The sequence below is a fragment of the Cupriavidus sp. CuC1 genome (assembly GCF_044627735.1).
GTDB lineage: Bacteria > Pseudomonadota > Gammaproteobacteria > Burkholderiales > Burkholderiaceae > Cupriavidus > Cupriavidus ulmosensis.
Window position 1 is genome coordinate 16,533 of the sequence record NZ_JBIUHC010000027.1, and the last position, 25,106, is coordinate 41,638.

The 25,106-nt window shown below is 63.7% G+C and carries 25 protein-coding genes and 2 pseudogenes; 18 read left to right on the top strand and 9 right to left on the bottom strand.

Going from position 1 to position 25,106, the window contains the following annotated elements; all coding sequences use genetic code 11:
• Window positions 1–5: 5 nt before the first annotated feature.
• From ACGLHR_RS14185 to ACGLHR_RS14240, 12 genes are read left to right on the top strand one after another with little or no spacing between them, the layout of a single operon-like run.
• Window positions 6–1,214 carry an acyl-CoA dehydrogenase family protein gene (locus tag ACGLHR_RS14185; protein WP_400094584.1) on the top strand — a complete coding sequence of 403 codons (1,209 nt, stop codon included), beginning with the start codon at window positions 6–8 and terminating at the stop codon, window positions 1,212–1,214.
• Between the two features lie 14 nt (window positions 1,215–1,228).
• Window positions 1,229–2,356, top strand: a complete 1,128-nt coding sequence (locus tag ACGLHR_RS14190; RefSeq protein WP_400094586.1) for an acyl-CoA dehydrogenase family protein — start codon at window positions 1,229–1,231, stop codon at window positions 2,354–2,356.
• Window positions 2,357–2,399: 43 nt separating this feature from the next.
• Window positions 2,400–3,380 (top strand): tripartite tricarboxylate transporter substrate-binding protein, encoded by a 981-nt coding sequence (locus ACGLHR_RS14195; RefSeq protein WP_400094587.1) that lies wholly within the window; start codon window positions 2,400–2,402, stop codon window positions 3,378–3,380.
• 42 nt (window positions 3,381–3,422) lie between these two features.
• Window positions 3,423–4,586, top strand: coding sequence for a thiolase domain-containing protein (locus ACGLHR_RS14200; RefSeq protein ID WP_400094588.1), 1,164 nt, complete (start codon window positions 3,423–3,425; stop codon window positions 4,584–4,586).
• A 5-nt stretch (window positions 4,587–4,591) separates the two neighbouring features.
• Window positions 4,592–5,035: a Zn-ribbon domain-containing OB-fold protein gene (locus ACGLHR_RS14205; protein WP_400094658.1), complete on the top strand. Its 444-nt coding sequence runs from the start codon at window positions 4,592–4,594 to the stop codon at window positions 5,033–5,035.
• 26 nt (window positions 5,036–5,061) lie between these two features.
• Window positions 5,062–6,267, top strand: a complete 1,206-nt coding sequence (locus ACGLHR_RS14210) for a CaiB/BaiF CoA transferase family protein (RefSeq protein ID WP_400094589.1) — start codon at window positions 5,062–5,064, stop codon at window positions 6,265–6,267.
• A 16-nt stretch (window positions 6,268–6,283) separates the two neighbouring features.
• Window positions 6,284–7,282 (top strand): protocatechuate 3,4-dioxygenase, encoded by a 999-nt coding sequence (locus ACGLHR_RS14215; RefSeq protein ID WP_400094591.1) that lies wholly within the window; start codon window positions 6,284–6,286, stop codon window positions 7,280–7,282.
• Window positions 7,283–7,314: 32 nt separating this feature from the next.
• Window positions 7,315–7,971, top strand: a complete 657-nt coding sequence (locus ACGLHR_RS14220) for an RraA family protein (protein WP_400094592.1) — start codon at window positions 7,315–7,317, stop codon at window positions 7,969–7,971.
• Window positions 7,972–7,975: 4 nt separating this feature from the next.
• A complete protein-coding gene (locus ACGLHR_RS14225; protein ID WP_318233801.1) occupies window positions 7,976–8,638 on the top strand; it encodes an RraA family protein in 663 nt (220 codons plus the stop codon).
• Window positions 8,639–8,640: 2 nt separating this feature from the next.
• Entirely contained in the window at window positions 8,641–9,303 is a 663-nt protein-coding gene (locus ACGLHR_RS14230; protein ID WP_400094594.1) for a 4-carboxy-4-hydroxy-2-oxoadipate aldolase/oxaloacetate decarboxylase, read from the top strand.
• 6 nt (window positions 9,304–9,309) lie between these two features.
• The gene (locus ACGLHR_RS14235; RefSeq protein ID WP_400094595.1) at window positions 9,310–10,080 is read left to right on the top strand and encodes an enoyl-CoA hydratase/isomerase family protein; all 771 of its coding nucleotides are present in this window, start codon (window positions 9,310–9,312) and stop codon (window positions 10,078–10,080) included.
• Window positions 10,025–10,531: a PaaI family thioesterase gene (locus ACGLHR_RS14240; RefSeq protein WP_400094597.1), complete on the top strand. Its 507-nt coding sequence runs from the start codon at window positions 10,025–10,027 to the stop codon at window positions 10,529–10,531. Before ACGLHR_RS14235 ends, ACGLHR_RS14240 begins: the two co-directional genes overlap by 56 nt.
• Window positions 10,532–10,865: 334 nt before the next feature.
• On the opposite strand, the gene ACGLHR_RS14245 is transcribed toward ACGLHR_RS14240, so the two are convergent.
• From ACGLHR_RS14245 to ACGLHR_RS14265, 5 genes are all read right to left on the bottom strand, one after another.
• A complete protein-coding gene (locus ACGLHR_RS14245; RefSeq protein ID WP_400094599.1) occupies window positions 10,866–11,855 on the bottom strand; it encodes an amidohydrolase family protein in 990 nt (329 codons plus the stop codon).
• A gap of 13 nt (window positions 11,856–11,868) precedes the next feature.
• Complete coding sequence (locus tag ACGLHR_RS14250; RefSeq protein WP_400094600.1) at window positions 11,869–13,170, bottom strand: MFS transporter; 1,302 nt, start codon at window positions 13,168–13,170, stop codon at window positions 11,869–11,871.
• 91 nt (window positions 13,171–13,261) lie between these two features.
• Window positions 13,262–14,194 carry a YncE family protein gene (locus ACGLHR_RS14255; RefSeq protein WP_400094602.1) on the bottom strand — a complete coding sequence of 311 codons (933 nt, stop codon included), beginning with the start codon at window positions 14,192–14,194 and terminating at the stop codon, window positions 13,262–13,264.
• A 23-nt stretch (window positions 14,195–14,217) separates the two neighbouring features.
• Complete coding sequence (locus ACGLHR_RS14260) at window positions 14,218–15,264, bottom strand: 4-hydroxythreonine-4-phosphate dehydrogenase PdxA (protein ID WP_400094603.1); 1,047 nt, start codon at window positions 15,262–15,264, stop codon at window positions 14,218–14,220.
• 4 nt (window positions 15,265–15,268) lie between these two features.
• The gene (locus ACGLHR_RS14265) at window positions 15,269–16,231 is read right to left on the bottom strand and encodes a Bug family tripartite tricarboxylate transporter substrate binding protein (protein ID WP_400094605.1); all 963 of its coding nucleotides are present in this window, start codon (window positions 16,229–16,231) and stop codon (window positions 15,269–15,271) included.
• Between the two features lie 120 nt (window positions 16,232–16,351).
• On the opposite strand from ACGLHR_RS14265, the gene ACGLHR_RS14270 reads away from it, so the two are divergent.
• From ACGLHR_RS14270 to ACGLHR_RS14285, 4 genes are all read left to right on the top strand, one after another.
• The gene (locus tag ACGLHR_RS14270; RefSeq protein ID WP_400094607.1) at window positions 16,352–17,302 is read left to right on the top strand and encodes a LysR family transcriptional regulator; all 951 of its coding nucleotides are present in this window, start codon (window positions 16,352–16,354) and stop codon (window positions 17,300–17,302) included.
• 648 nt (window positions 17,303–17,950) lie between these two features.
• On the top strand, window positions 17,951–18,997 hold the full coding sequence (locus tag ACGLHR_RS14275) for a porin (protein ID WP_400094608.1): 1,047 nt from the start codon (window positions 17,951–17,953) through the stop codon (window positions 18,995–18,997).
• 240 nt (window positions 18,998–19,237) lie between these two features.
• Window positions 19,238–19,447 carry a group II intron maturase-specific domain-containing protein gene (locus ACGLHR_RS14280; protein WP_400094660.1) on the top strand — a complete coding sequence of 70 codons (210 nt, stop codon included), beginning with the start codon at window positions 19,238–19,240 and terminating at the stop codon, window positions 19,445–19,447.
• Between the two features lie 185 nt (window positions 19,448–19,632).
• Window positions 19,633–19,887, top strand: a complete 255-nt coding sequence (locus tag ACGLHR_RS14285) for a hypothetical protein (protein WP_400094609.1) — start codon at window positions 19,633–19,635, stop codon at window positions 19,885–19,887.
• 203 nt (window positions 19,888–20,090) lie between these two features.
• Here the strand turns inward: ACGLHR_RS14285 and ACGLHR_RS14290 are convergent, their stop codons facing one another.
• From ACGLHR_RS14290 to ACGLHR_RS14300, 3 genes and pseudogenes are all read right to left on the bottom strand, one after another.
• Window positions 20,091–20,945 carry an SDR family NAD(P)-dependent oxidoreductase gene (locus ACGLHR_RS14290; RefSeq protein ID WP_400094611.1) on the bottom strand — a complete coding sequence of 285 codons (855 nt, stop codon included), beginning with the start codon at window positions 20,943–20,945 and terminating at the stop codon, window positions 20,091–20,093.
• A 293-nt stretch (window positions 20,946–21,238) separates the two neighbouring features.
• Window positions 21,239–22,141, bottom strand: a complete 903-nt coding sequence (locus tag ACGLHR_RS14295; protein ID WP_400094612.1) for an NAD(P)-dependent oxidoreductase — start codon at window positions 22,139–22,141, stop codon at window positions 21,239–21,241.
• A gap of 534 nt (window positions 22,142–22,675) precedes the next feature.
• Window positions 22,676–22,953, bottom strand: a pseudogene (locus tag ACGLHR_RS14300) (LysR family transcriptional regulator); the annotation flags it as partial.
• Window positions 22,954–23,342: 389 nt separating this feature from the next.
• Between ACGLHR_RS14300 and ACGLHR_RS14305 the strand changes: the two are divergent.
• A complete protein-coding gene (locus tag ACGLHR_RS14305; RefSeq protein WP_400094614.1) occupies window positions 23,343–24,098 on the top strand; it encodes a sulfite exporter TauE/SafE family protein in 756 nt (251 codons plus the stop codon).
• A gap of 38 nt (window positions 24,099–24,136) precedes the next feature.
• Here ACGLHR_RS14305 and ACGLHR_RS14310 read toward each other — a convergent pair whose 3' ends face one another.
• Window positions 24,137–24,805, bottom strand: a complete 669-nt coding sequence (locus ACGLHR_RS14310) for a sigma 54-interacting transcriptional regulator (RefSeq protein WP_400094615.1) — start codon at window positions 24,803–24,805, stop codon at window positions 24,137–24,139.
• Between ACGLHR_RS14310 and ACGLHR_RS14315 the strand changes: the two are divergent.
• Window positions 24,768–25,072: pseudogene (locus ACGLHR_RS14315) on the top strand (sigma 54-interacting transcriptional regulator); the annotation flags it as partial. The gene ACGLHR_RS14310 and the pseudogene ACGLHR_RS14315 sit on opposite strands and share 38 nt — an antisense overlap.
• Between the last annotated feature and the right edge of the window lie 34 nt (window positions 25,073–25,106).

Here is a 25,106-nt window from a genome sequence, read left to right on the forward strand (position 1 = left end):
TACCCATGCAACTAGAATTTTCCGCCGCTGACGAAGCCTTTCGGCAGGAAGTCCGCGCCTTCGTCAAGGCCCGGCTCCCGGCCGACATCAAGCGCAAGGTGGAGCTCGGGCTGCGGCTTGAGCACGCCGACTATGTGACCTGGTTCCGCATTCTCGAGGCGCGCGGCTGGATCACGCCTGGCTGGCCTGTCGAGCACGGTGGCCCTGGCTGGAGTCACTTGCAGCGCTATATCTTCGATGAGGAGACGCTGCTCGGCGGTGCGCCGCGCATCATCGCCAGCGGCATCCAGATGCTGGGACCGGTGCTGATTGCATTCGGTACGCCGGAGCAGAAGGCCAAATACCTGCCGGACATTCGCCACAGCAATACCTGGTGGGCCCAGGGCTTCTCGGAGCCGGGTGCGGGCTCGGACCTGGCGGCGGTGCGTACCACGGCGGTGCTGGAGCCCGACGGCAGGCATTTCATCGTCAACGGGCACAAGGTCTGGACCTCATACGCGCACTGGTGCTCGATGATGTTCGCGCTGGTGCGCACCGACCCGAATGCGGCCAAGCCGCAAGAGGGCATTTCATTCGTGCTGATCGACATGGCTTCGCCCGGCGTCGAAGTGCGGCCGATCCGCATGCTTGAAGGCGGCACCGACCTCAATGAGTGCTATCTCGACAATGTGCGGGTGCCGGTCGAGAACCTGGTGGGCGAAGTCAACAAAGGCTGGTCCTACGGCAAATACTTGCTCGGCCATGAGCGCACCGGCATCGCCGGCATCGGCTCGTGCAAGCAGCAGCTTGCGCGTGCTCGCGTACTCGCCGATGAGCAGGGCCTGGGCGACGACGCACTGCTGCAGTCTCGTCTCGCGCAGTTCGAGATCGAGTTGATGGCGCTGGAGTACACCGCGCTGCGCATGCTCGGGGCCAACCAGCGCAGCCGGGTGCCAAGCGTGGAGGCATCCATGCTGAAGGTGCGCGGCACCGAACTGCGCCAGGCGATCTATGAACTGTTGGTCGAGGTGGCGGGGCCGCATGCCGTGCCCTTTGACGAAGCGGCGCTGCTTGGTGCGCCAGGCTACGAGCAAAGCACGCCGGGCGATGCAGCCAGTCCGCCCTCGGTGGCGGCGCTGGCGGCGAATTATCTCGATTCGCGCAAGCTGTCGATCTATGGCGGCGTCAACGAAGTGCAGCGCAACCTCATCAGCAAGGCCTTTCTCGCGGCCTGAACCAGAACCGGACCATGGATTTCTCCTTTACCGACCACCATATCGCCTTGCAAGACGCGGTGCGCCGCTTTTGCGATGGCGAATACCCCGCGCACCAGCGCGGCAATCCGGAAGCGCCGGAGCTTGGCGCCCAGCGCTGGGCCAGCATGGCCGAGCTGGGCCTGCTGGGCCTGCCTTTCGACAGCGAATTCGGCGGCAGCGGCCAGGGCGCGGTCGAACTGATGCTGGTGGCGCAGGAACTGGGGCGGTGCCTCGGCGGCGGTGCCTGGCTGTCGAGCGTGGTGCTGGCCGGGCAGTTGCTGGACCAGGCGGGTACGGCGCAGCAGCGCAGCCGATGGTTGCCGGCGGTGGCATCCGGCAAGTGCAAGCTGGCGCTCGCCGCCAGTGAGCCCGACTCGCGCTACGCCTTGTCGCGGGTGCGCACCCGGGCACAGGCGAGCGCCGATGGCTGGCGCATCGAGGGGCGCAAGACGCTGGTGCTCGAAGGCGGCGGCGCCGATGCCTTCATCGTGGTTGCGCGTACTGCGGGAGACGTGGCCGATGACGACGGACTGACGTTATTCCTGGTGGACGCGAAAACCCCCGGCGTAGCGGTACGTGGTTTCGCCACGCTGGATGGCCGCCAGGCCGCCCATGTCGTGCTGGATGGCGTGGAGGTCGGCAGCGATGCCATGCTTGGCGAGGCTGGCCGCGCGTTGCCGCTGATCGAAGCCGCCACCGACCGCGCCAGCGCCGTGTTGTGCGCCGAAGCGGCCGGTGCGCTGGAAGCGCTGATCGATCTCACTGCCGAGCACCTGAAGACGCGCAAGCAGTTCGGCACGACGCTGGCCAAGTTCCAGGTGCTCCAGCACCGCGTGGCCGACATGCTGATCGCGCTCGAACAGAGCAAATCGATGGCTTGCGCCGCCGCCATGGCAGTGGATGGGGGCGACCCCGCGCGGCGGCGCCGGCTGGTGTCTGCCGCCAAGGTCGTGATCGGCCAGGCCGGGCGCCAGGTGGGCCAATGGGCAATCCAGCTGCACGGTGCAATGGGTATGACCGACGAATGCCGCGCTGGCCACTACGCCAAGCGTCTGCTGGTCATCAACCAGCTCTTCGGCGACGCGTCGCATCATCTGCAAAGGTTTGCGCAACGGCCGTAGAGCCGAGCGTTTCCCGAAAAAGACGACAGACAGGAGACAAGACATGGCTTTCATCCGATCCATCAAGACTACGTTCTGCGTAATGGCCCTGGGACTGGCGTTTGGCGCCCAGGCCCAGAGCAAGCTTCCCATTCGCCTGCTGGTAGGCTTCGCGCCCGGCGGCTCTACGGACACCGTGGCGCGTGTGCTCGCCGACAAGCTGCACAGCGTGCTGGGCCAGACGGTGATCGTCGAGAACAGGCCGGGCGCCGGTGGCCGGATGGCCACCGAGGTGCTGAAGAACAGTGCGCCGGACGGGCTCACCTATATGGTCGCGCCCAACGCCACCAGCATCTTCCCGAGCCTGCTCTATCCACCGTCGGTGCTCAAGTACGACCTGCTGAAGGACCTGGCGCCCGTGGCCGTGGTGGTGTCGTATCCGTTGGCGCTCGCCGTCAGCAGCAGGACCGGCGCCACCAACGTCAAAGAGTACGTGGACTGGGTCAAGAGCCATCCGAAGGAGGGCGTGTTCGGCACAGCGGGGCTCGGCGGCCAGACCCACTTCACCGGACTGCAGTTCGCCAAGGCCGCCGGGTTGCAGCTCAATGTCGTGCCGTACCGCGGCAACGGCCCCTTGGCCACCGACCTGCTCGGCGGCCAGCTGCCGGCTGCCGTGATGACCGCGGGCGACATCGCGCAGCATCAGGGCGGCGGCCAGGTCAGGGTGATCGGCGTGTTCGGCGACAAGCGCTCACCCGTCATGCCGGATGTGCCGACCGTCATGGAGCAGGGTGTCAAGGTTGCGACAGGCGATGCCTGGGCCGGCGTCTGGGCGCCGGGCAAAACCCCCAAGGCCGAGATCGAGCGCATGCAGGCCGCGCTAAAGCAGGTGCTGGCGTTGCCCGAGGTACGTAGCATCCTGATGAGCAAGGCCGCCTTGAACCCGGACTTCCATTCGGCCGCCGAGCTCGACCAGCTCCAGCGCAAGGAACTGGCCTACTGGGGACCAGTGATCAAGGCTAGCGGCTTCACCCCCGAGCAGTGACGCATCCCGCGCCTGCTTTCCCACCTACATTTCAAGAACGCCATGAGTCTGAACGGAAGCGCTTATATCGTGGGGGCGTACGAGCATCCCACTCGCAAGGCCGATGAACTGTCGGTTGTACGGCTGCACGCGGACGTCGCCAAGGGCGCGCTGGAAGACGCCGGCCTGAGCAAGAGCGACATCGATGGCTATTTCTGCGCTGGCGATGCACCAGGCCTGGGCACCACGACAATGGTCGAGTACCTTGGGCTCAAGGTGCGGCACGTCGACTCCACGGAGTGCGGCGGCTCGGCGCCCATCCTGCATGTTGCGCACGCGGCGCAAGCCATCGCTGCTGGCCGTTGCAATGTAGCGCTGATTACGCTGGCAGGCAGGCCACGCGCCGCCGGTGCCGCGCTGTCGTTGAGAGCGCCCGATCCCGACGCGCCGGAGCTTGCCTTCGAGCTGCCCTTCGGCCCGGCCACGCAGAACCTCTACGGCATGGTTGCCAAGCGCCATATGTACGAGTTCGGTACCACCAGCGAGCAATTGGCGTGGATCAAGGTGGCGGCGTCCCATCACGCCCAGCACAATCCGCACGCCATGCTGCGCAACGTGGTGACGGTGGAAGACGTAGTGAACTCGCCGATGATCTCGGACCCGCTGCACCGGCTCGATTGCTGTGTGATGAGCGATGGCGGCGGCGCCTTGATCGTGGCGCGGCCCGAGATCGCGAAGCACCTCAAACGCCCGCTGGTCAAGGTGCGCGGCACCGGCGAAGCGCCCAAGCATGCAATGGGCGGCAAGATCGACCTGACATGGTCGGCAGCTGCCTGGTCAGGCCCGGCTGCATTTGCCGAAGCCGGCGTCACGCCAGCCGACATCAAGTACGCCTCCCTTTACGATAGTTTCACCATCACGGTGCTGATGCAGCTTGAAGACCTGGGCTTTTGCAAGAAGGGCGAGGGCGGCAGGTTTGTCGCGGATGGCGGTCTCATTGCCGGGGTGGGACGGCTTCCCTTCAATACGGATGGCGGCGGGCTGTGCAACAACCATCCGGCCAACCGGGGCGGTGTCACCAAGGTAATCGAGGCGGTTCGGCAATTGCGCGGCGAGGCGCATCCCGCCGTGCAGGTGAAGCACTGCGACCTGGCGATTGCCAGCGGCATTGGCGGTGCGCTCGCCTCGCGCCATACCGCGGCCACGCTCATTCTGGAAAGGGTATGACTACGATGAACACATCCCAGGCCACGCCGGCTGTCAAGTCCGCTGCAGCGCCAGCCGCGCCATCCGGCCCGCGCAAAATTCCGGCGCCGCGCGCGCTGCCCGAGAGCCTGCCGTTCTGGAACGCGGCCGACGATGGCCGTTTGCTGGTCAAGACCTGCGCTGACTGTGGCGAGACGCATTTCTACCCGCGGGACATCTGCCCCCACTGCCTGAGCGAGCGGACCGAATGGACCGGCGCGGCCGGCACCGGCACGGTGTATTCGTTCAGCACCATGGGCCGCGGCGAGGCAGCCTACACACTGGCCTTCGTGACCCTGGATGAAGGCGTCACGCTGATGAGCAACCTGGTCGATTGCGATCCTGCGCTTGTCACCATCGGCCAGCGCGTCAAGGTGGTGTTCAAGCCAAGCGAAGGCGGACACGCCGTTCCCATGTTCACCCCTGCCTGAGAGAAACGTCCATGAAGGAGATATCCATGCAGGACAAGTCCGAGCGCAAAGGCGCGTTGTCCCGGTTCACCGTTATCGACACCTCGCGTGTGCGCGCCGGCCCGACTGCCGTGCGAGTGTTCGCGGACATGGGCGCGCGCGTGATCAAGCTCGAGATCCCGCCCGGCGCGCCGGGTGGCGACGACATGATCGGCGGGCGCGATCATAACCGCGCCGATTACGAAAACCTGCATCGCAACAAGGAAAGCCTGACCCTCAATATGAAGTCGCCCGAGGGGCTGGCGATCCTGCACGAGCTGGTCCGGCGCGCCGATGTGTTCATCGAGAACTTCCGCCCCGACGTCAAGGACCGCCTGGGTATCGGCCCCGAGGCGCTGCGCGAGATCAACCCGCGCCTGGTCTACGCCAGCATCTCCGGCTTTGGGCAGGATGGTCCCTATGCGCGCTGGCCGGGCTTCGACTCGATTGCCCAGGGCATGGGTGGCCTGATGAGCGTGACCGGCAAGCCAGGGGAGGGACCGATGCGGGTTGGCATACCGATTGCCGATCTGTGTGCGGGGCACTTCTGCGCAATGGGGATCCTCACGGCACTGCTGGAGCGCGAAGCATCCGGTGAGGGCCAGTGGGTGCAGACCTCGTTGCTGGAAGCGCAGATTGCCATGCTCGACTTCCAGGCCGCGCAATGGCTGATCGACAAGAAGGTCCCGGTGCAGAGCGGCAACGAGCATCCGCTGACCGTGCCGACCGGCGTGTTCGCCACCAAGGACGGCTACCTCAACATCGCAGCGATCGGGCAGACCATGTGGACGCGGCTGTGCGAGGCACTGGAGGTTTCGCACCTGGTGACCGAGCCCGGCCTGGGAACGGATCCGGAGCGGGTACAGAACCGCGCGCGCGTCAATGCCGCCATCGGCGAGGCCTTGCTGGGCCGGACCACCGCGCAATGGACCGAGCGCCTGCTCAAGGCCGGCGTGCCTTGCGGGCCGATCCACAACATCGATCAGGTCTTTGCCGACCCGCAGGTCCGGCACCTGGCCATGGCGTGGCCGATGGCGCATCCGGAACTCGGCGACATCTCGCTGGTCGGCCAGCCGATTCGGCTGTCGCGCCATCCGCGCGAAGCCCAGGCCCGTCCGGCGCCCGAGCAGGGCTGCGACACGCAGGCGATCCTGGCCGAACTCGGCTATTCCGAGCAGCGCATCGAAGCGTTGCGTGCCGGTTTTATTGTTTGATTCCAAGGACATAGCAATGGCAAGACTCGTTGCCGCATTCGGCTCGTCGCACAGCATCATGCTGGTCTCCCAACGCGAAGACTGGCAACACGGTTTCCGCCAGATCGATCCCAAGAACCCGCATTACTACGATCGCGCTGGCAATCCCACCACGTATGAGACGTTGCTCGCCAACGCGCCCGCCGAGGCCGATGCGATGGTAACGCCCGACCGGATGGGCGAGCGTTACGACCGCGTCGAAGCAGCCATGGATGAACTGCGCGAGCGCATCCAGGCGGCCAGGCTGGACGTGCTGCTTGTGGTCGGTGACGACCAGACCGAGCTGTTCCGCACGACCAACAACCCGGCCTTCGCCATCTACTACGGAGAGACGATTCGCAACGCCCGCAGCGAACTGGGGACCTCGGACGGCTGGTACAAGAAGGCGCGCATGGCACGCCAGGAACCCGAGGCCGACCGTGACTACCCGGTGCATGGCGAAATGGGACGCTGGATGATCCGCGAGCTGTGCGATCGCAACTTCGACATCGCGGCCATGGACGGACTGGAACGCGGGCAGTTCGAGGGCCACGCCTTCTCGTTTATCCACCGGCGCTATCTGCAGGACACCAGCCTGCCGATCGTTCCGGTGATCGTCAACACGTTCGATCCGCCCAACCAGCCTACGCCGCGCCGCTGTGTGCAGCTTGGGGCCGCCCTGCGCGAGGTCATCGCCGCCTACCCGGAAGACTTGCGCGTCGGCGTGCTGGCTTCCGGCGGTCTGAGCCACTTTGTCGTCGACGAGGCGCTCGACGAGTCAATCATCAAAGCGATCAGCGAGAAGAACATCGACTATCTCGCTTCGCTGGACCCGAGGCAGCTGCAGGCCGGCAGCTCGGAAATCCGCAATTGGCTGATCGTCGTCGAAGCGGTCAAGGAGCTGGACCTCGAATGGGTGTCCTACACGCCCGGCTACCGCAGCCCGGCACTGACCGGAACCGGCCTGTGCTTCGCCGCCTGGCGCACCTTGCCGTGATGCCGCTATCTTATTCACTACAGGACACCGCTATGACAGACACCAACGTACAACGCCTGCGCCGGCTCGATTGCTGCGCAGTTTCCGATGCGCTGGATAAGCTGCAACTGCCCGGCGCGGTTACCGGGCTGCCGCAGCGCTCCGGCGCCGGCCGCATCGCGGGCCGGGCCGTCACCGTCAGGCTCGGCACCGGAGAGCCGCCACCTGGCCCGCCCCGTCACCTGGGATGCACGGCCATCGAGGAGGCGGGGCCGGACCACATCATCGTGGTCGAACAGCAGAGCGGCATCGAGGCTGGTAGCTGGGGTGGGCTGCTGTCGCTGGGCGCGAAGGCGAGAGGCGTCGCGGGTGTGGTGGCCGACGGCCCGGTGCGCGACATAGACGAAGCCCTGGCCTACGACTTCCCCATCTTTAGCCGCAGCCTCACCGCATTCACTGCTCGCGGTCGTGTGGTCGAAAAGGGAACCAACGTGCCGGTGCAGATCGGCGCGGTCAAGGTGAAGGCAGGTGATTACGTGCTGGCCGATCGTAGCGCGGTGATCTTTATCGCCGCACGCGACATCGAGCGCGTGCTCGAGGCCGCGGAGTCCATCGTTGCTAAGGAAGCCAGGATGGCCAAGGCGATTCTTGCGGGAACCCCGATCAGTGAGGTGATGGGGGGAAACTACGAACACATGCTTACGGATTGAGAGAATGAGCGATACCAAGGATATCAACGTCGAACGCGCCGGCAAGCTCGATACCGCAACCCTGAGCGACGCCCTCGACAAGCTGGGCATTGTGGGCCAGTGCTACCGGATCAAGCCACGCAGCGGCAGCTTCCGCATGGCTGGCCGCGCGTACACGCTCTTGTACGGTCCGGCATCCAATCCGCCGGGTACGGTGGGCGACTATATCGACGACGTGCCCCCCGGACACGTGCTCGTGCTCGACAACGGCGGGCGGGACAATGCCACCGTATGGGGCGACATCCTGACCGAGATCGCGCATCGCCGCGGCATCGCCGGCACCGTGATCGACGGCGTGTGCCGCGACGTCGCCCTGTGCACGGAGCTGGGCTACCCGGTGTTCAGTAAAGACCACTGGATGCGTACCGGGAAGGACCGGGTGCAGGTCGAAGCCGTCAATATCCCGGTCAACATCGGCGACGCGCGGGTGCAGCCCGGCGACATCGTGCGCGGCGACGCCGACGGCGTGGTGGTGATCCCAAAGGAACACGAAGCCAGGGTGCTTGACACAGCGGAAGCGGTGGAACGAGCGGAGAACGCGATCCGCGAAGCGGTGCGCGGCGGCATGCGGCTCGATGAAGCGCGCCGGCAGTTCCGCTATCACCAGTTGCAGACCAGGGAGGCATGAGCATGAAAGAGCATGACGCTGAAAGTACCACCCGCCGCGAGTTCACACGCGTGGCGCCTGACGTGGTCGAGGCGGCGCGCGCGCTGCCGACCGCGACCCTGCACGAGGCGGGCGGAAAGATCGGCGCGCTGCCTTCGGCCATCAAGCCGGTCGCGCCTGAGTTCCGCCTGTGTGGCCCGGCGCTGACGGTGCATTCTCCCGGGGGCGATAACCTCTGGCTGCACCGGGCGCTCGACCTCGCCCGGCCCGGCGACGTGCTGGTGGTCCACGCCAGCGGCGTCTACGAACATGGCTACTGGGGCGAGATCATGACCACCGCCGCCAAGGTGCGCGGCCTGGCAGGCCTGGTGATCGACGCGTGCGTGCGCGATGGCGTGCTGCTCGAGCAGATCGGATTCCCGGTCTTTGCGCGCGGCTTGTGCATTCGCGGCACCGGCAAGGACTACGGCGCGATCGGTTGGCTCAATGAGCCGTTGTTGATTGGCGATTGCCGGATCGCGGCGGGCGACCTGGTGGTTGGCGATGGCGACGGTGTCGTTGTGCTGCCGCGCGGCCGGGCCGCCGAGGTAGTGGAAAAAGCCCGGCGGCGCGAAGCCGACGAGGCGGCAATCCTTGCGCGCGTCGAGGCGGGCGAGTCCACCATGCAGATCTATGGCTTTCACTGAGGCCGCATGAGCACAACTGTCACTGGCCAGGCGCCCGAGCTTGTCATCGACGGCCATGTGGCCACCATCACGCTGCGGCGTCCGGCGGTAGCAAACCGGCTTGAGCTTGAAGATCTTGACTTGCTGCGCGCGCACCTGGCAGCCATCGATGCCCGCCGTGAGGTGCGCGTGCTGCGCTTTGGCGCAGTGGGCCGGCATTTTTGCAGCGGCTTTAATATCGGCAATGTGGCCGCGGGCGACGCCGGCGCACGCTTCGAGGCACTGGCCAACGCGCTGGAGCAGGCGCGGCCCGTCACCATCGCCGTGCTGAACGGCGGCGTGTACGGGGGCGCCACGGACCTGGCGTTGGCCTGCGACTTTCGCATCGGGATGCCCGCCTGCGAGATGTTTGTGCCGGCGGCGCGATTGGGGTTGCTGTTCTACCGTAGCGGACTGGAGCGTTATGTGTCGAGGCTGGGCTTGCCGACAGCCAAGCGGCTGCTGCTCATGGCAGACAAGTTCAATGCGCAGGAGATGCTGGCCTGTGGCTTCCTGGACCGGTTGGCTTCATCAGCCGAAGCACTGGAACAGATGGTCGTGGAACTGAGTGGCACGCTCGCGGGCATGGCGCCGCTCGCGCTGCTGGGCATGAAGAAGCATCTCAACCAGATTGCCGCGGGCAGGCTGGACGCTGACGAGATAGCCCGCGATATCGCACAGGCCGACGCGTCGGATGATTTGCGTGAAGGCGCGCTGGCATGGCAGCAAAAGCGCGCGCCGCGGTTTAGGGGATGCTGATGGCGAGAGCCGGGAGGATTTCATGACGATGTCGCTGGATAGCTATTTCGCCAGACTGCAGCGTGGCGCCATTGCGCCACCGCCGATTTCGACCACGCTGGGCGGAAGGATTGTCGCAGTGGATCTCAGCGCAGGGACGCTCGAATCGGAGTATGTGGCGACCGCCGCTTTTCTGAACCCGGCCGGGCAAGTGCAGGGCGGCATGCTTAGTGCGATGCTGGACGATGCGACGGCCTTCCTGGTTACGGCCACGCTGGCCGAACATGAATTTTGCGCCACGCTGAACCTCAATGTCTCGTTCCTGCGCCCAGCGCGAACCGGTCCTCTGCTTGGGCGTGCCGGCCTGGTTCGCCGGGGCAAGGAAGTGTGCAACGTCAGTGGGGAACTGCTGCAGGATGGCAGGCTAGTTGCCACCGCCACTGCAACTTGCATAATAGTTGGGACGAAGTGAGTGGAGTACCGCAGGCGTTGTCACGTTGACGATCACGGGCCGCAGTATCGGCAGGCGGGTGATGCCAGTGAAAATGCGCCACGCGTCGAACCGCGCAGCAAGCTGCTTGCGATAGAACGATGGGCGCAACAGATCACGCTTGAGCGCATACGGTTGAAGGGATACAGTTCGATTGACCGCATCAGTTGCCGCGGATGTCGCTCCACGGCACGCTGCCATCCTCATGCATCCAGACCGGCCCGCGCTCCATTCGCCCCCCGAGGCCAGGCGCTCCAGCTCTGCACCGGCCTTGCCAAGGCGGACGCCCGCGAGTCATAGGCGATGACGGGAGCCATCAGTTGCTCACCTCATCATGGATGGAGTAGGGAAGGGAAGAGGGATCAATGCGGTAGAACTTCAAAGCGTTCCCGCACATCACGGCATGTCGCTCGGACGGCATGAGTCCGTCCAGCATGCGCAGGACCCCGTGCACCAGATCACCGTAACTGATCCGTAGCCCGGCCACCGGAAAGTTACTCGCGAACATGCAGCGCTGCCAGCCGAAGACGGCGACGGTGTCGCGCACGATGGCGGCGTTGGCGTGCCAATCCCAGGCCTGGTCGCGCAGTCCGAACTCCGAGAGTTTTACGTGCACGTTGGATTCCCGCGCGAGCACTGCCATCGATGCACGCCAACGGCGCAATCCGTCCTCGCTGCGGTCCCAGGCGAAACCGTGGTGATTGAGTACGATCGGCACACCGGGAAACGCTCGCGCCACCTCCGCGGCATCCGCCAGGTGCCAGGCGGGCACGCGCAGGTCCCAGCTCAGCCCGTACCGCTCGAGCAGGGAGAATCCCCGCAGCCACGCTTCGTCCTGCATGGTGCCGGGCTGCCCGCGCACGCTGTGCGCGGGCGACGGCGCCGTCACGGGCTTGCTGCGAATGCCGCGTACCAGCGGGTATTGCAGGTGCTGCAGCAGACGTTCCTCGGTGTCCGGACGATCGAACCAGGCGTGCGCCACGACCGCACGCGGCAGGCCGTGCTTCTCATTAAGCTCGTGCAGCCAGGCCGTCTCGGCCACCTGCTCGTCGCGGCAACGCTCGGCCTCGACATGGACAGTCGCAACCACGCGAACCCCCCGGGCCGCAACCCGATAGTCAACCGGCAGGAAGTCCCGGCACAGTGCCCGGTAGTCTCCGAGGAAGAAGCGTTGTGGGTCGTAGTCCTCCTGCAGCCACGGGTAGTGGCCTTGCGACAGGTCCCACAGGTGGTGGTGCGCGTCGACGATCGGTACTGGCTCGTCGTCGGGGCGTGCCGGGTGGGAGGACGTAGATGCCGTCGTCATGGCGGGTCTCTCTTCAGCGCTCGCAACGAGCGGGCAACGTGCTCGAGATCACGGCGGCCAGCACCAGCGCCCCGGCCAGGCAGTAGACCCCAACGCCACCGTCGTAGCGCTGGATCAGCACCCCCACCGCGTAGGGTCCGCAGAACCCGCCAAGGTTGCCCAGGGCATTGATCAGCCCGCGGGCACCGCCGGCCACCTCCGCGCTGCACAGCTTGGGCGGGATGGTCCAGAAGACGCCAGCGGCGGCCTGCAGGAAGAAGCCGCTGCCGATCAGAAACAGGTAGGACAGTGCGACGGACGATTGAAAATGTACGGACAGGAACAGGCATAGTGCGAAGCCCAGCAGCGGACCGGTTACGAAGTGCCGGCGCATGCCTGTGCGGTCGGAGAGGTAGGAGGTCGCCCACATGCCGGCCATGGTCCCGATATAGGGCAGGATGGCCAGCATGCCGACCTGCCCCATGCCGCCGTGCGTTAGGTTCTTCAGGATGGTGGGCAACCACAGCGTGTAGCCATAGATGCCGGCCTGGTAGAAGAAGTTGAGCGCGATCAGGCGCCAGATGGTGGGGTCGCGCAGCACCGCGCCGAAGGATGCCGAAACTACCGCCTTCTCGCGCGCCGCGTTGCGTTCGGCCCTCAGCGAGGAAAGGATGTAGTCCTTTTCCCCGGGCGACAGCCACTTCGCCTTCTCCGGGCTGTCACTGGCAAACGGGATCCAGACGAACAGGAACAGTAGCGACAGCGCGCCCGTCGTGAAGAACAGGTAGCGCCAGTCCATCGTTGCCAGGATCGCGCCGGACAGCGGGGCGGTGATCATGCCGGCGAGCGGGACGAACATGATGACCATGGCGTTGGCCCGTCCGCGCTCCTGGTCCGGAAACCAGTTGCTGACCATGGTGAGCACCACGGGCAGCATGCCACCCTCGGCCACGCCGAGCAGGAAGCGCAGCGTGAGGAGCTGCCAGACCTCGGTGACCAGGCCGGTCAGCACCGAGATCACGGCCCATGCCACCAGCGACCACGCGATGAATTTCTTGCCGCTGCCTAGCGCCGCGAGCCGGCCGCCGGGAATCTGCAAGAACAGGTAGCCGACGAAGAAGATGCCGCCCGCCAGGCCTGCCATGCTAGCGGTCATGCCGAGCCCGGCGCTCATGCCCCCGGGCATGGCGAAGGCGATGTTGACGCGGTCCATGTAGGAGATGATGCAGGCCAGCAGGATGGGCGGGATGATGCGTAGCCAGCGCTTGCGCGGAATCGCGGCCACGGAGGCCGACGCGGCCAGGTTCGCCGGCTCGCTTGAATTGAGGGTTGTCATGTTGTCTCCACGATGGCGCCCGTTCGGGAGTCCCGACGCGGCGCCTGTTTTCTCTTTGTGTTGTGGCCTGTTGCCGCCTCGGCGGTGCCGTCTAGCCGCCCAGCACTACCAGGCCGTCGGGCTCCTTGCCGGTCGGGAACGCGTGTGAAAGCACCAACGTCTTCAGATCCAGCCTCGCGACGCTGTTATCGTTCAGCGGGATATAGGCGAAGGACTCCGTCGGATGGAATGCCAGTGCGATGGGCTTGTGCTCGGTCGGCACGCGATGCAGCTCGGCCAGGGTCTCGGGGTCGTAGATGCCGATGCTGCGTTCGCCGTAGTTCGTGACGAACAGCCGGTTGTCGCGCGACAGGTAGATGCGGGTCGGGTCCTCGCCGGTGGGAACGGTCGCCAGCAGCTGCATGCTGGACGCGTCCAGCATCGACAGGGTGGCGTCATCCCGGCTCGCCACGTAGAGGATGGATTCGTCGTGGTTCAGGCAGCAGCCCTCGGGCCGCCCGCCGACGCTTGCCGCCACCGGCGTCTGTGAAGGATCGTGCGGATGCACCAGCGTGACGTTGTGCGACTGCAGGTTGGTCACATAGGCCTTTTCACCGTCGCGGCGCACGACGAACAGGTGGCTCTTCACGCCGCCTACCGGCACAGTGCGCGCCGGCACCCGGCTTTCCTGGGGCTGATCGAAGACCAGGAGCATGTTGTCATGTTCGCTCAGCGCATAGACACGATCCTGCCGGTCGATCTGCAGGCCGTGGATACGGTGATAGGGGGCGCAATCCAGCGAGGCGACATGCTCGCCGCGCGCGATATCCACCACGAAGACCTCGTGCCCGCCCAGACCCTCGTGGGCAAAGGTCTGCACGCCATAGTGGCCGACGTAGGCGAACGCGCCGCGAGAATCCACGACAAATTCGTGGGGGTATGCCGGCAGCTGCGCGCGGAAGGCCAGCGCACCAGTGTCCAGTTGATAGCCGCTGAAGCTATTGCCGAATTTCTCTACCAGTACGGCTTTGAGGGGGGATGTCATTGGGTCTCCGGAGTTGGAATGGTTCATGCGAGAGTGCCTGCCCGCTGATAATGCGCGGCGCCCATGCGGCAAGCGATCTGGAAGGCCTGCCACGTTGCTTCCACGTTGGCTTTGCCTTGGCCTGCGATGTCGTAGGCGGTGCCGTGGGCCGGCGTGGTGATGGGGATCGGCAGGCCACCCTGCACCGTCACGCCGCGCGAGAAGCCCAGCAGCTTGATCGCGATCTGGCCCTGGTCGTGGTACATGGTGACGATGGCCTGATACTCCCCGGCCAGTGCCTTCAGGAAGATGGTGTCGGCCGGGAAGGGCCCGTGGAAGGGACAGTCGCTTGGCCAGGCGCGGGCCTGCAGCGCGCGTACCGCCGGCTCGATGATGTCGATCTCCTCGCGGCCGCACACGCCGCCATCTCCGCCGTGGGGATTGAAGGCCGCCACCGCCACCTTCGGCGCTGTCACGCCATTGGCCAGTAGCGAGCGATACACCAGTTCGGCAGCCTGTTCGATGCGCTCCACGCTGAGGTGGCCGGCAACGTCCTTCTGCGGTACGTGGGACGAGATTCTGGAGGTCCACAGATCGCCGAGCGTATTGAATTCGCAGAAGTAGCCGGTCACGCCAAGGTGCTCGGCGAAGTGATGCAGCTCGTCCTCATGGCGCAGGCCCCCGAGCTTCATGGCCTGCTTGTTGAGCGGCGCGAAGCAAATCGCGTCGATGTCGCCGGCGAGCGTCGCGTCCATGCACTGGTCCAGTACCTGCAGCACCGACCGGCCGCCCGGCGCTCCGGCCCGGCTGCGCTGCACGTCGGCGGCTGCGATGCTCTGGACCGCGAGGAAAGCGGGCCGCGCCGTGTCGGGCCTGTCCCGGACGTCGGCAAGCGAAGCCACTTCGTCCGTTGCCACCTCGGCGCCGGCGGTGCGCTGTCCGTCGGCCCACAGCCAGCGATCGCCGACCAGGACAATATTGGCCATGGCCGCCGCTGCCGGCTTGGCCAGCAGCTTGGCTATCAGTTCGGGGCCGATGCCGGCGGGATCGCCCAGCGTGAGCGCGACCACGGGTTTGGTAGAAGACATCATGGGGTCAGTCCAGTCGGGTGTGATTCTTGCGAATGATGTTGCCGTAGCGCTGGTATCGCGCGGCGTGGAAGGCCATAAACTGCAGTTGGGTCATCGGAGTGATTTCGGCGCCAATGGCGCGGAGCCGGCCGATCAGTTCCGGTGTTTTCAGCACAGTGCTGATCGTGTCGTGCACCGTGTCCTGCACCGACTTCGGTGTGCTGGCAGGCATGTAGATTCCATACCAGGCGCTTATCTCGAGATCAGGGGCACCAGCCTCTGCCACCGTCGGTACATCCGGCAATAGCGAGCTGCGCTGGCTTGCCGTGACAGCAAGTGCCCGAATCGTTCCATTCCTGATCTGCTCAAGCACGGCTGGCATGGTGTCGAAACGCATCTGAACCTGCCCTTCAGCCAGGCCGGACAAAGCCGTGCCGCTGCCGCGGCAGGGGCTCTGCCTGATACTTAGGCCCTTCACATCCTGAAGGATTTCCGCCGCGATGTGCTGGACGCTACCCGAGCCGCTGCTGGCGTAGCCAAGCTGGTCAGGGCGCTGTCTGGCCAGCTCGATCAGTTTCTGTAGCGAATCAATATGCAACCCGTTGCTTACTACCAGCACATTAGGGATATCGCCCACAAAGACCACCGGCACCAAATCGCGGTTGCCGTTGTAGCCGAGAGGCAGCAGGTGAGGGACGATCGTGTGGGCGGCTCCGATGCCCAACTCCAGCGTGTGGCCGTTGGTCGACTTGGCAGTCGCCTCGGCAGCCAGCGTGTTCCAGCGACCCGGCTTGTTCTCGACGAATACAGGCTGCTTGAGCATGGGGCCCAACTGATCCGCGATGGCGTGCGCGACTGAATCCGCCATGCCACCGGGGGCGGATCCCACCAGGATCCGGACGGGTCGCGTCGGCCAGTCTCGCGCCGATACGATGGACGCCGCGAGCAAAAGCACGACGGCGATCGTCGTGCCGATCACCGCTTTCATGAGTTGTCTCCAGTTTGATTTTTTGGTTTGTACGCCGCGCCGGTTGACCGTATAGTAGGCGGGCGATTGATCTCGGTATATTGAAAGAACTTGATCGATCTATAACCAGGAGTGATTGGATTGGGTTCCATCGACAAGCAGGATTCAACCCCGCTGCTGCTCAATCGGCTACGCATGCGGCAGATCGCGCTGATGCTGGCCATCGAGGAGCGCAAGACGCTTAGAGCGGCGGCCGACGAGCTTGGGCTCACACAGCCTGCGGCAACGAAAATGCTCCATGAACTCGAAGATGCGCTGGGGCAGCGTCTCTTCGAACGCGTGGGCCGAGGCCTGCTGCTCAATCCGGCAGGCGAGCGAGTGACGGGCTACTTCCGGGGCATTCGCGGCAGCATGGAAGCACTCAATCGCGATCTGGGTGAGTTGCGGCTCGGCAGCGCGGGGCGGTTCGCGGTGGGCAGCATCATGGCGGCGTCGCCCGGGCGGCTGACCGAGGCGCTGGTAGGGCTCAAGGCGAAGTTCCCGCTGCTCGCGATCGAGATCGCGGTAGACACCAGCGATCGCCTGCTTGCACAGTTGCATGAAGGCGTGCTGGAGGTCGTGATCGGGCGGGTGGTGGGAGATGAAGCACGAAATTGCACGTTCCGAGCCATCGATGACGAGGGCCTCTCCGTGGTCGTCGGCAACCATCACCCCCTGGCCGGCAAGCAGCGGGTGGACTTCGCCGCGCTGCAGGCCTACCCGTGGATCCTGCAACCCTGCCTCAGCCCCATGCGCGAGGTCATCGAGCGCGAATTTCGCGACCACCACACGGCCTTGCCGCGTGGGCTGGTGGAGACAGGCTCGATACTCACCACCATCAACCTGATCCGGCGCTCGGAGATGATCGGTGTCATTCCCGCGACTGTGGCTCGACGCGACGCCCAGCATCACGTGTTAAAGATCGTGGCGTATCCGATCCGCCAGAAGCTGGCTACCTATGGCAGCATCGTTCGCCAGGACCGGCCGCCGAGTCTTGCAGCGCTGTATTTCCTGGAACTGCTCCATGCCAAACCGGCCGGCGGCGGCAAGTGATCGATTCCGGCTTACCCCACGGCACGTACGCTGCCCCACCAACGTTGTTCAAGCCAAGTCGGTGACGTTGCGCGGCTAGTCCGCGGCGTATCCACGTCATGCGCAGGCTGCCGCAGGCGGCATCATTGGCATCCAACTACGCTGCCCGATGCGCAATGGGAACGCCAGCCAACGCGAGCACCGATTCCGGCGGCGCGTGCAAAGGCGCTAGCGAGATAACCGCAAGGAATACACGCATCAGTTATTTTCAATTGTTCGTCACCCGTCAATCTCGCAGACTAGCGGCACACAAAAAAGCTGCAGCGCTCGCTTTACCGAGCAGTCTGTCGATATCCGGAGACACAAATGGAACTATCAGAACGCGTCTGCCGTCGACGGGCTTGCCGTCCATGGCAATAGCTCCCATTCCCGCCGCGCCGCGGATAGCGCAACGCTCCCCATTGTCCGACTGAGATCGCGCGGCAGCGCGGTACCAAAGACGATCTGATTCCCACGTGAATTGCCCATCTCGCCCTCATCGAATGAGCCGGCAGGGAGGCGCTTGCGCTCTGCATTCGTGCGACATGCGGCAGGCATGGATGCAAGACCGTCTATGAATGAAAGACCACGATAACGACAACGATTTTTCGGCCGAGGATGGAGAAGTGAATGATGAAGAAAGCTACCACGCTGTTGTTCCTGGGAGCAGCGGCGACACCGGTGCTGGCGCAGTCGAGCCTTACGCTGTATGGCCTGGTGGATACCAGCATCCGCTACAGTACCAATGAGAACGCCGCCGGCAACTCCAAGCTGCAGATGAGCGACGGTGTACTGACCGGCAGCCGCTGGGGCTTGCTCGGCAAGGAGGAGCTTGGCAAGAACTACCAGGCGATCTTCGTGCTGGAATCGGGTTTCGCTCCGGACTCCGGCCAGAGCCTGCAAGGTAACCGGCTGTTCGGCCGAAGGGCGTTCGTCGGGCTTCAGGGCGATTTCGGCACCGTTACACTGGGCCGCCAGTTCACCGTGATCCATGAAGTCATGGCGAGCTATGACGCGATGGCGCTGGCCAATCTTTCCATCGTCGGGTTTCAGGGCGGCAATTACACCGGCGGCGTCCGCCAGGACAATATGGTGAAATACACCGGCATCTTCGGCGGATTCAGCATCGCAGCCCAACATGCCCTTGGCGAAGTCGCCGGCAGCATCGCCAGATCGTCCTCGACGGGGGGTAGCCTGAGCTATGCCGCTGGCCCCTTTATGGTCGGCGCTGGCTACCAGATCATGCGCGACACCAGCAGCTACTATGGGGTGACCGTGCCTAACAGCAACCAGAAGGTGGGAACGCTGGGCGGCACTTACAACGCGGGGCCCGCCACGCTCTACCTGGGCTACACCAGCAGCAAGTTCATCACTGCCGACTATCGCAACCAGGCCGTCTACGTCGGGGTAAAGTACGTGTTCAACTCGGCGTGGTCTGCGATTGCGCTGGGTACTTACGATCGGCTCAAGCATAGCGGCGACTCTGGCAACCGCTTCACCGGCTCGGTTATGCTCGACTATGCCTTCAGCAAGCGCACGGATGTGTACGTGGAGAGCGACTACACCACCCTTTCGGGGGCCTGGCGCACGCTGGGCGGCCAGGCTAGTTTCGTCACGCCGTTCTACGGCTACGGCAGCCGCCTGGGCGTCATGGCCGGGCTACGACACAAATTCTGAGTGCGCCGGGAGGCCGGCAGGGAGTAGGTGGTGCAAGTCCACTACGATGAAGGAAGAGCGAACCACATCGGCCCCGAGCCGTGCGCAGACCGCCGTGAGGTGGTCTGCGAAGCGTCGGTAGGGGAATGTTCGGGCCAGACATGGAGCCGCGATCGTTGTGTTATTCCGGCTGCCGACGCGGTTCAGAAGGCGAAAAGGCAACATGATGGGGCATGCAAGCGCGAGCGCCTCGACGACCCGGTGTGGTCGACGACCCTGGCACGCAAACTGATCGAACGTCTCAATCCCATCCTGCGGGGCTGGGGGCACTACTACAGGCGCTCCCACGTCCGAAGGCTCTTGAACCGACTCGACCGATGGCCCAACCAGAAACCGGCGCTTGGCAACCCAGGGACGCCTCTTAAGCCAGCGCTTCATGCACGTGTGGCTACGAGGCTGGCAGCCAACTAGTTCTGCAAGTTCATTCACCGTGAGATACGTTCTCACCTCATTCTCCAATCCGCCAGTCTCGGCGGGTCAATTCGATGAACCGTTGTGCTGCCGCGTCCACAAACTGGTATTGATGTGACTTGACTCGGCTCAACTTCACGCGTGATGCTGGTTGCTAGGCTCGTTTCACATTCTTGGAGATTCGCATGCGCGAAAGAGAACAGTCGTACAAAGGGTTCAAGGTCAGGCTTGTCATGCCAGATGGCGTCAATGCTGGTGAACACTATGGCCGGGTGCAGATTTCCGGTCAGGATCAGAGTGTCGGGGTTCGATTTACGCCGGACTGGATTCAGCCCCCCAAGACGGCCGAGGAAGCGGAAGCATGGCTTTTCGCATATGCAGCCGGTGTCATTGACTGTGAGTTGGCTGGTGGCCTTGGGATGGATCTCAGAAACGAATAGTGTCATTCGTTGGGCCTCCCGAACTCCACCACCCATCCCCAGGGATTTGTCTCCCAGGCGCCGGCTCCATTGATCGGCTTGTCCCATAGCGCCGAGTAGCCGTCGACCGCAGCGGGCAGCAATGTCCTGCGTGTTTGCGCGGCCGACACGGAATCGACACATAGCTCGCCGTCGTCGGATTCGACGTACAGCGCAATCGATCATCAGTCTGTCTTCTGGCTGAAGACCTCGAATGCCTTCGCGTAATCCGGATGCCAGCGCGAAAGCGGCGGCCGGTTCTCGACAATATCTCTTGCAGCCCAGAGGATGCGTCGCTCGTCGAGCGAACGCGGCACATCGTTGTCGGGACAGAGAATGTAGAAGTCACCGGCCCCCAACCGGTCCATCATGAAATCGACGGTTTGCTCTGGCGTCCAGGCACCGGCCGGCTTCTCGGTACGACCTCGGGCAGCAAGATCCGTGAAAACAAAACCCGGAATCAGCAAATGAGCGCTGATCCGGCAGTTCGGCGTATTGCGCAGCTCGTGCTGCAGCGCCTCGGTAAAGGCCTTCAGGCCAGCTTTGGAGACGTTATAGGCCGGGTCGCCAGGCGGCGTGGTGATGCCCTGTTTCGAGCCGGTGTTAATGACCAGACCCGGGCGTCCGCGCGCGATCATTCCAGGCACAAAGGTCTGCGTGCCGCGGATGACGCCCCACAGGTTGATGTCAAGCACCCGTTCCCAGTTCGCGGCCGGCCCGAACAGGCCGCTGCCAGGCTGAATGCCGGCGTTGTTCACGAGTACATCTGTGCCGCCGAAACGATCCTGGACTGCAGCTTCGAGCCGACGCAGGTCTTCGAGGCGGCTGACGTCCGTCTCGAACGCCATCACGTCGGCTGTTCCGTTGGCCGCAAGAACGGCGACCTCTTGGGCAGCGCGAGCGAGTCGGCTCGCGCCGAGGTCTGCGATGCAGACGCGAAGTCCGCGCTGCGCGAACTGCTTGGCAGCGGCGAGCCCAATGCCGGCAGCACCACCCGTGATAACGGCGACGGATCCGGGCGTGAAAGCAAAGTGTGTCATCAATGATCCTTCATTGTTCGTGGCTGCAGGGGGTGTGGTGCAATTCGGAAGTGTCAGTCTGATACTTTGGAGAGCGCGAGCCTATGGGTAAACGCAAAGACATCGGCAGGCTGTTCAATGGGCGCCACCTTGATCGCGAAGTTTTAGTCCTTTGCGTGCGTGGGTAGCTGCGTTACAAGCTCGGCTCCAGAAACGGGCGGCTTCCCGCCCCCTGCTGAATTGCACCACAAGCCGGGACGGCACCTTAGAAAGAACCATGGTTTCCCAGGCAAGCCGCCTCATATCGACTACGCTCAGCCGCCGTAGAGTTGTTTGCTCAAGCCCGCGTCGGTCAAGGCACAAAGCGCAATCGCGGACCAGTCATGCTCAGCGCCGATACCTTGTGAGCGTAAGCTCAGGAATCGGTCATGGACAAGGCTCGCAAGCGGTAGGGGAACGCCAAGCGCCTCAGCGGCCGCGAGCATCAGGCGGTTGTCCTTCTGGCCAAGCGGCAACGAGAAGCCAGGCGGCTGGAATCGTTGCGATGCAATCAGCGGGCCATAGATCTTGTACGGCGGCGCATTGAAATTTGCGCTCGTCAGCAACTCAACGAGGCGCATAGGGTCAAGGCCCGCCTTGCCCGCAACCGCACATGCCTCGCCCAATGTTTCGATAATCACGGACAGCATGAAATTACCGATGAGCTTGACCAGGTTGGCCTGAGAGGGATCCTCGCCGACAATGCCGACCGACTGCCCAAGCAGCTCAAGAAGCGGCACGGCAACCTTGAGGTGCTCATCCGCACCAGCGGCCATAATGAACAGCCTGCGCGCCGCCGCTGCATCGGGCCGGCCAAACACCGGTGCCGACACGAAGCCAAGACCGGCTCCGCGGTACTTCGCTGCGTGGTCCTGTGCGGTTGCCACACTGATGGTACTCATCGAGATGTGCAACGCGCCCGGTTTCAGCGTTGTGGCGATACCTGCCTCGCCGAAGGTGACCGCTACGTGCGCGGCGTCGTCGGACACCATCGTGAACACGACGTCGGCCGACATCGCCGCCTGCGCAGGACTTGTCGCGATGCTCGCACCTGCCGCACGCAGAGGTTCGGCGCGGGCGGGATTGCGATTGAAGACATGTACGTCATGCCCGGACTCGATCAGGTTAATCGCAATCGCGGCACCCATCGAGCCAAGTCCTACAAATCCAATCTTCATGATGAAATTCCTAATGATCAGCCGAGCGGGCGCGAGCTCGCTCAGACGGCAAATTGATAGACTTGGACGCCACGTAACCGTCCAGCGTAATGGTCTTTGGAGCGAGCTCTTGCCTTTTGATCGCCTGTTAAGGCTGATCTTGTAACGCATGTACCAACACACGCACAGGACGATGACTTCGCGGTCGAAGTGCCACCCGTTGAACAACCAGTCGATGTCTCTCAGCGTACTCATTGCGGGCTCGCGCTAGCCAAAAGCCCGAGCATCACCCACCGGCCCCCACGATTTGCACCAGAGCCGTTAGGGGAGCGTATGCGGAAGTGTGGGTCACGCCGGAGCAAAGATAAACCATGCAAGTCTTTCTTTAATCCAAAGAAGATATATGGATACAAGCAGGCCGACCGGTACCTGCGTGAGGCCGGCATCACCGCGTGCGAGCGGTTCGAGCTCAGCTCGCCGGTGGCCATCCCTCATCGTTTTCGCGGATGCAGATGCGTGCATGCGCCAGCAAATCGCGGGGCACCTGCGGCACCCCGTGCGTGTCAACGGCTGGTCGTCGCGCTGGAAGGTCTCAGGCAGCGACTCCAACTGCTGTAGCAGCAGCTCAGCTTCGTGTGCGAAGCGCTCGCCTTCCGGGGTCAGGCTGAGCGGATGAGCGGTACGCGTGGCAAGCGCAAGTCCGAGCCTTGTCTCAAAGTTGCGTAGGCGCATAGACAGCGCTGGCGAGGTAACGTCGAGCGCCGCGCTGCGGCGCTGACCGATGGCGCTCGTGCCAACGCGGAGACAAGCTGCAAGTCCTCGATGCGGATCATTCAGTTCAGCTTAACAATAGATTTCCAGGCATTTAACCACGGAGATGACATGGTCGACTACAGTGGCTACATATGCACCGGTCTCATCTCCACGGCGCGCCGACGCCGCGAAGGAGGACTTTGGCTCTTTACAGGCGCGCTCCGTGACCCAGCAGCCTGCAGCTGCTATGGCGTGTCCAAAGGCTTTGGCGAAGCGCTTGGTCGCCTCTATGCGGACAATATCGCCTGTCGGTGGCGTGTCTGCGTATCGGGTCATTTCGTCCTGGCGACCAACCCAGGCTCTGTTCCATGGCGGCTTTGGCTGTCTTGTCGAATTTACGGGACGGCTTGAAGATATCGATTGACCGCGCATTCTCAGATGACTCCCCATTAAGAATAGGCCTTTACGCATGGATGCAGTGATCTTGGTTGTGGCAATTGGAGCCATTGTTGCGGGCTTCGTTCAAGGCCTCTCGGGCTTCGCCTTTGGACTCACTGCAATGTCGTTCTGGGCCTGGTCGCTGGATCCTAAACTGGCCGCGGCAATGGCTGTCTTTGGGGCGTTGACGGGGCAGATCATCGCCGCGGTAACCATGCGCCGAGGATTGAAGCTGGGCAGGCTGTTGCCTTTCTTGATCGGCGGCCTGGTGGGCATACCTATTGGCGTCGCGATTCTTCCGGCGCTCGACCTTCAACTCTTCAAGGCTCTCCTGGGTACGTTCCTTGTGCTGTGGTGCCCCACAATGCTTGCGGCACGAAACCTGCCGACAATCACGGCGGGTGGGAGGGTAGCCGACGGGATCGTGGGTGGCGTCGGGGGGATCATGGGTGGCATCGGGGGCTTCACCGGCACGATTCCTACGTTGTGGTGCACGTTGCGAGGATTCGACAAGGATGAACAGCGTGCGATCATTCAGAACTTCAATCTCGCCTTGCTGCTTGTGACGATGGCCATCTACGTGGAAAAGGGCATCGTGACACGTGAAATGCTGCCGATGTTTGCCATCGTCGGGCCGGCGATGCTAATTCCCACTCTCCTGGGCGCGCGTCTGTATGTTGGCATTTCGGAAGCAACGTTCCGCAAGATTGTGTTGAGCCTGCTCGCCGCCTCCGGGGTCGCGTTGCTGGGATCGTCCGCGCCACATTTGCTTCAGCGCTTGGCGTAGGGATTCTGTTACGGTACGGTCTCGACGTGCTGCTGGGCTTACTCCAGCAACCCACTTCCTTGTCTGCCGCGGGTTTCACTCACAGCCTGGAGCAACCCATATTTGCGGATCTTTTGATATAAGGTACTTTTGGCAATGCCCAACTGGAAAGCGGTTTTGGTCAGATTGCCGCCGTTGTAGGCGAGCGCCTCCCGGATTGATTCGGCTTCGGCCTTTTCCAGTGAACAGCTTTTTGCGCTCAATGGTGGCGTCGCTTCCTGCCCAGCACCACCTCGGCTCAGGATCGACCCGATGGTGATTTCAGGTGGCAGCTTGTCCGTGGTGATCACATCGTCTTGCGCCATCAGCAGGGAGCCTTCAATCGCGTTGCGCAGCTCGCGCACATTACCTGGCCAATCATAGGTTAGAAGGCACCCATAGGCTTCGTCGTCAAACGAAGTCGCGGGTAGGCCGTAGCGCTCGCAAAGATGGGTCAACCAGTGAGCGATCAGCCCAGGCAGGTCGTCCTTGCGGTCACGCAGCGGTGGTATCGAAACAGTGGTCACGGCAATCCGATAGAACAAGTCCATGCGGAATTTCCCCTCCGCGATTTCGTCCCTCAGGTTGCGATGCGTGGCCGCGATCAGGCGAAAGTCGGCTTTGCGCGGCGAGTTCTCGCCGAGGCGATAGGTTCCGGTGCTTCTGCTAGGCGAGACCGGTGTCGGCAAGGAATTGTTTGCCCAGGGAATCCATCAGGCCAGCGCCTGCGCCGACGGCCCGTTTGTCGCGCTCACAATTGCGGCGGGCTATCGCGGGACCTGCTTGCAAGCGAGCTCTTTGGCTATGCGGATGGTGCCTTCACGGGTGCGCGCAAATCGGGGGCCGCCGGGAAAATCGAGGCCGCGAGCGGCGGCACATTGTTCCTGGATGAAATCGGCGAGATGCCCCTGGATATCCAGCCCCACTTGCTGCGGGTGCTGGAGGAGGGCGAGATCTGGAATGGAAAGGGAACACCGGAGCCGCAGTGAG

Excerpts from the sequence above, each read along its gene's own strand:
- ACGLHR_RS14200 (WP_400094588.1), top strand. The coding sequence starts at position 3,423 with ATGAGTCTGAACGGAAGCGCTTATATCGTGGGGGCGTACGAGCATCCC.
- ACGLHR_RS14295 (WP_400094612.1), bottom strand. The coding sequence starts at position 22,141 with ATGAAGATTGGATTTGTAGGACTTGGCTCGATGGGTGCCGCGATTGCG.
- ACGLHR_RS14215 (WP_400094591.1), top strand. The coding sequence starts at position 6,284 with ATGGCAAGACTCGTTGCCGCATTCGGCTCGTCGCACAGCATCATGCTG.
- ACGLHR_RS14185 (WP_400094584.1), top strand. The coding sequence starts at position 6 with ATGCAACTAGAATTTTCCGCCGCTGACGAAGCCTTTCGGCAGGAAGTC.
- ACGLHR_RS14285 (WP_400094609.1), top strand. The coding sequence starts at position 19,633 with ATGCGCGAAAGAGAACAGTCGTACAAAGGGTTCAAGGTCAGGCTTGTC.
- ACGLHR_RS14235 (WP_400094595.1), top strand. The coding sequence starts at position 9,310 with ATGAGCACAACTGTCACTGGCCAGGCGCCCGAGCTTGTCATCGACGGC.
- ACGLHR_RS14245 (WP_400094599.1), bottom strand. The coding sequence starts at position 11,855 with ATGACGACGGCATCTACGTCCTCCCACCCGGCACGCCCCGACGACGAG.
- ACGLHR_RS14220 (WP_400094592.1), top strand. The coding sequence starts at position 7,315 with ATGACAGACACCAACGTACAACGCCTGCGCCGGCTCGATTGCTGCGCA.
- ACGLHR_RS14290 (WP_400094611.1), bottom strand. The coding sequence starts at position 20,945 with ATGACACACTTTGCTTTCACGCCCGGATCCGTCGCCGTTATCACGGGT.
- ACGLHR_RS14225 (WP_318233801.1), top strand. The coding sequence starts at position 7,976 with ATGAGCGATACCAAGGATATCAACGTCGAACGCGCCGGCAAGCTCGAT.
- ACGLHR_RS14265 (WP_400094605.1), bottom strand. The coding sequence starts at position 16,231 with ATGAAAGCGGTGATCGGCACGACGATCGCCGTCGTGCTTTTGCTCGCG.
- ACGLHR_RS14275 (WP_400094608.1), top strand. The coding sequence starts at position 17,951 with ATGATGAAGAAAGCTACCACGCTGTTGTTCCTGGGAGCAGCGGCGACA.
- ACGLHR_RS14250 (WP_400094600.1), bottom strand. The coding sequence starts at position 13,170 with ATGACAACCCTCAATTCAAGCGAGCCGGCGAACCTGGCCGCGTCGGCC.
- ACGLHR_RS14190 (WP_400094586.1), top strand. The coding sequence starts at position 1,229 with ATGGATTTCTCCTTTACCGACCACCATATCGCCTTGCAAGACGCGGTG.
- ACGLHR_RS14230 (WP_400094594.1), top strand. The coding sequence starts at position 8,641 with ATGAAAGAGCATGACGCTGAAAGTACCACCCGCCGCGAGTTCACACGC.
- ACGLHR_RS14305 (WP_400094614.1), top strand. The coding sequence starts at position 23,343 with ATGGATGCAGTGATCTTGGTTGTGGCAATTGGAGCCATTGTTGCGGGC.
- ACGLHR_RS14205 (WP_400094658.1), top strand. The coding sequence starts at position 4,592 with ATGAACACATCCCAGGCCACGCCGGCTGTCAAGTCCGCTGCAGCGCCA.
- ACGLHR_RS14195 (WP_400094587.1), top strand. The coding sequence starts at position 2,400 with ATGGCTTTCATCCGATCCATCAAGACTACGTTCTGCGTAATGGCCCTG.
- ACGLHR_RS14210 (WP_400094589.1), top strand. The coding sequence starts at position 5,062 with ATGCAGGACAAGTCCGAGCGCAAAGGCGCGTTGTCCCGGTTCACCGTT.
- ACGLHR_RS14255 (WP_400094602.1), bottom strand. The coding sequence starts at position 14,194 with ATGACATCCCCCCTCAAAGCCGTACTGGTAGAGAAATTCGGCAATAGC.
- ACGLHR_RS14260 (WP_400094603.1), bottom strand. The coding sequence starts at position 15,264 with ATGATGTCTTCTACCAAACCCGTGGTCGCGCTCACGCTGGGCGATCCC.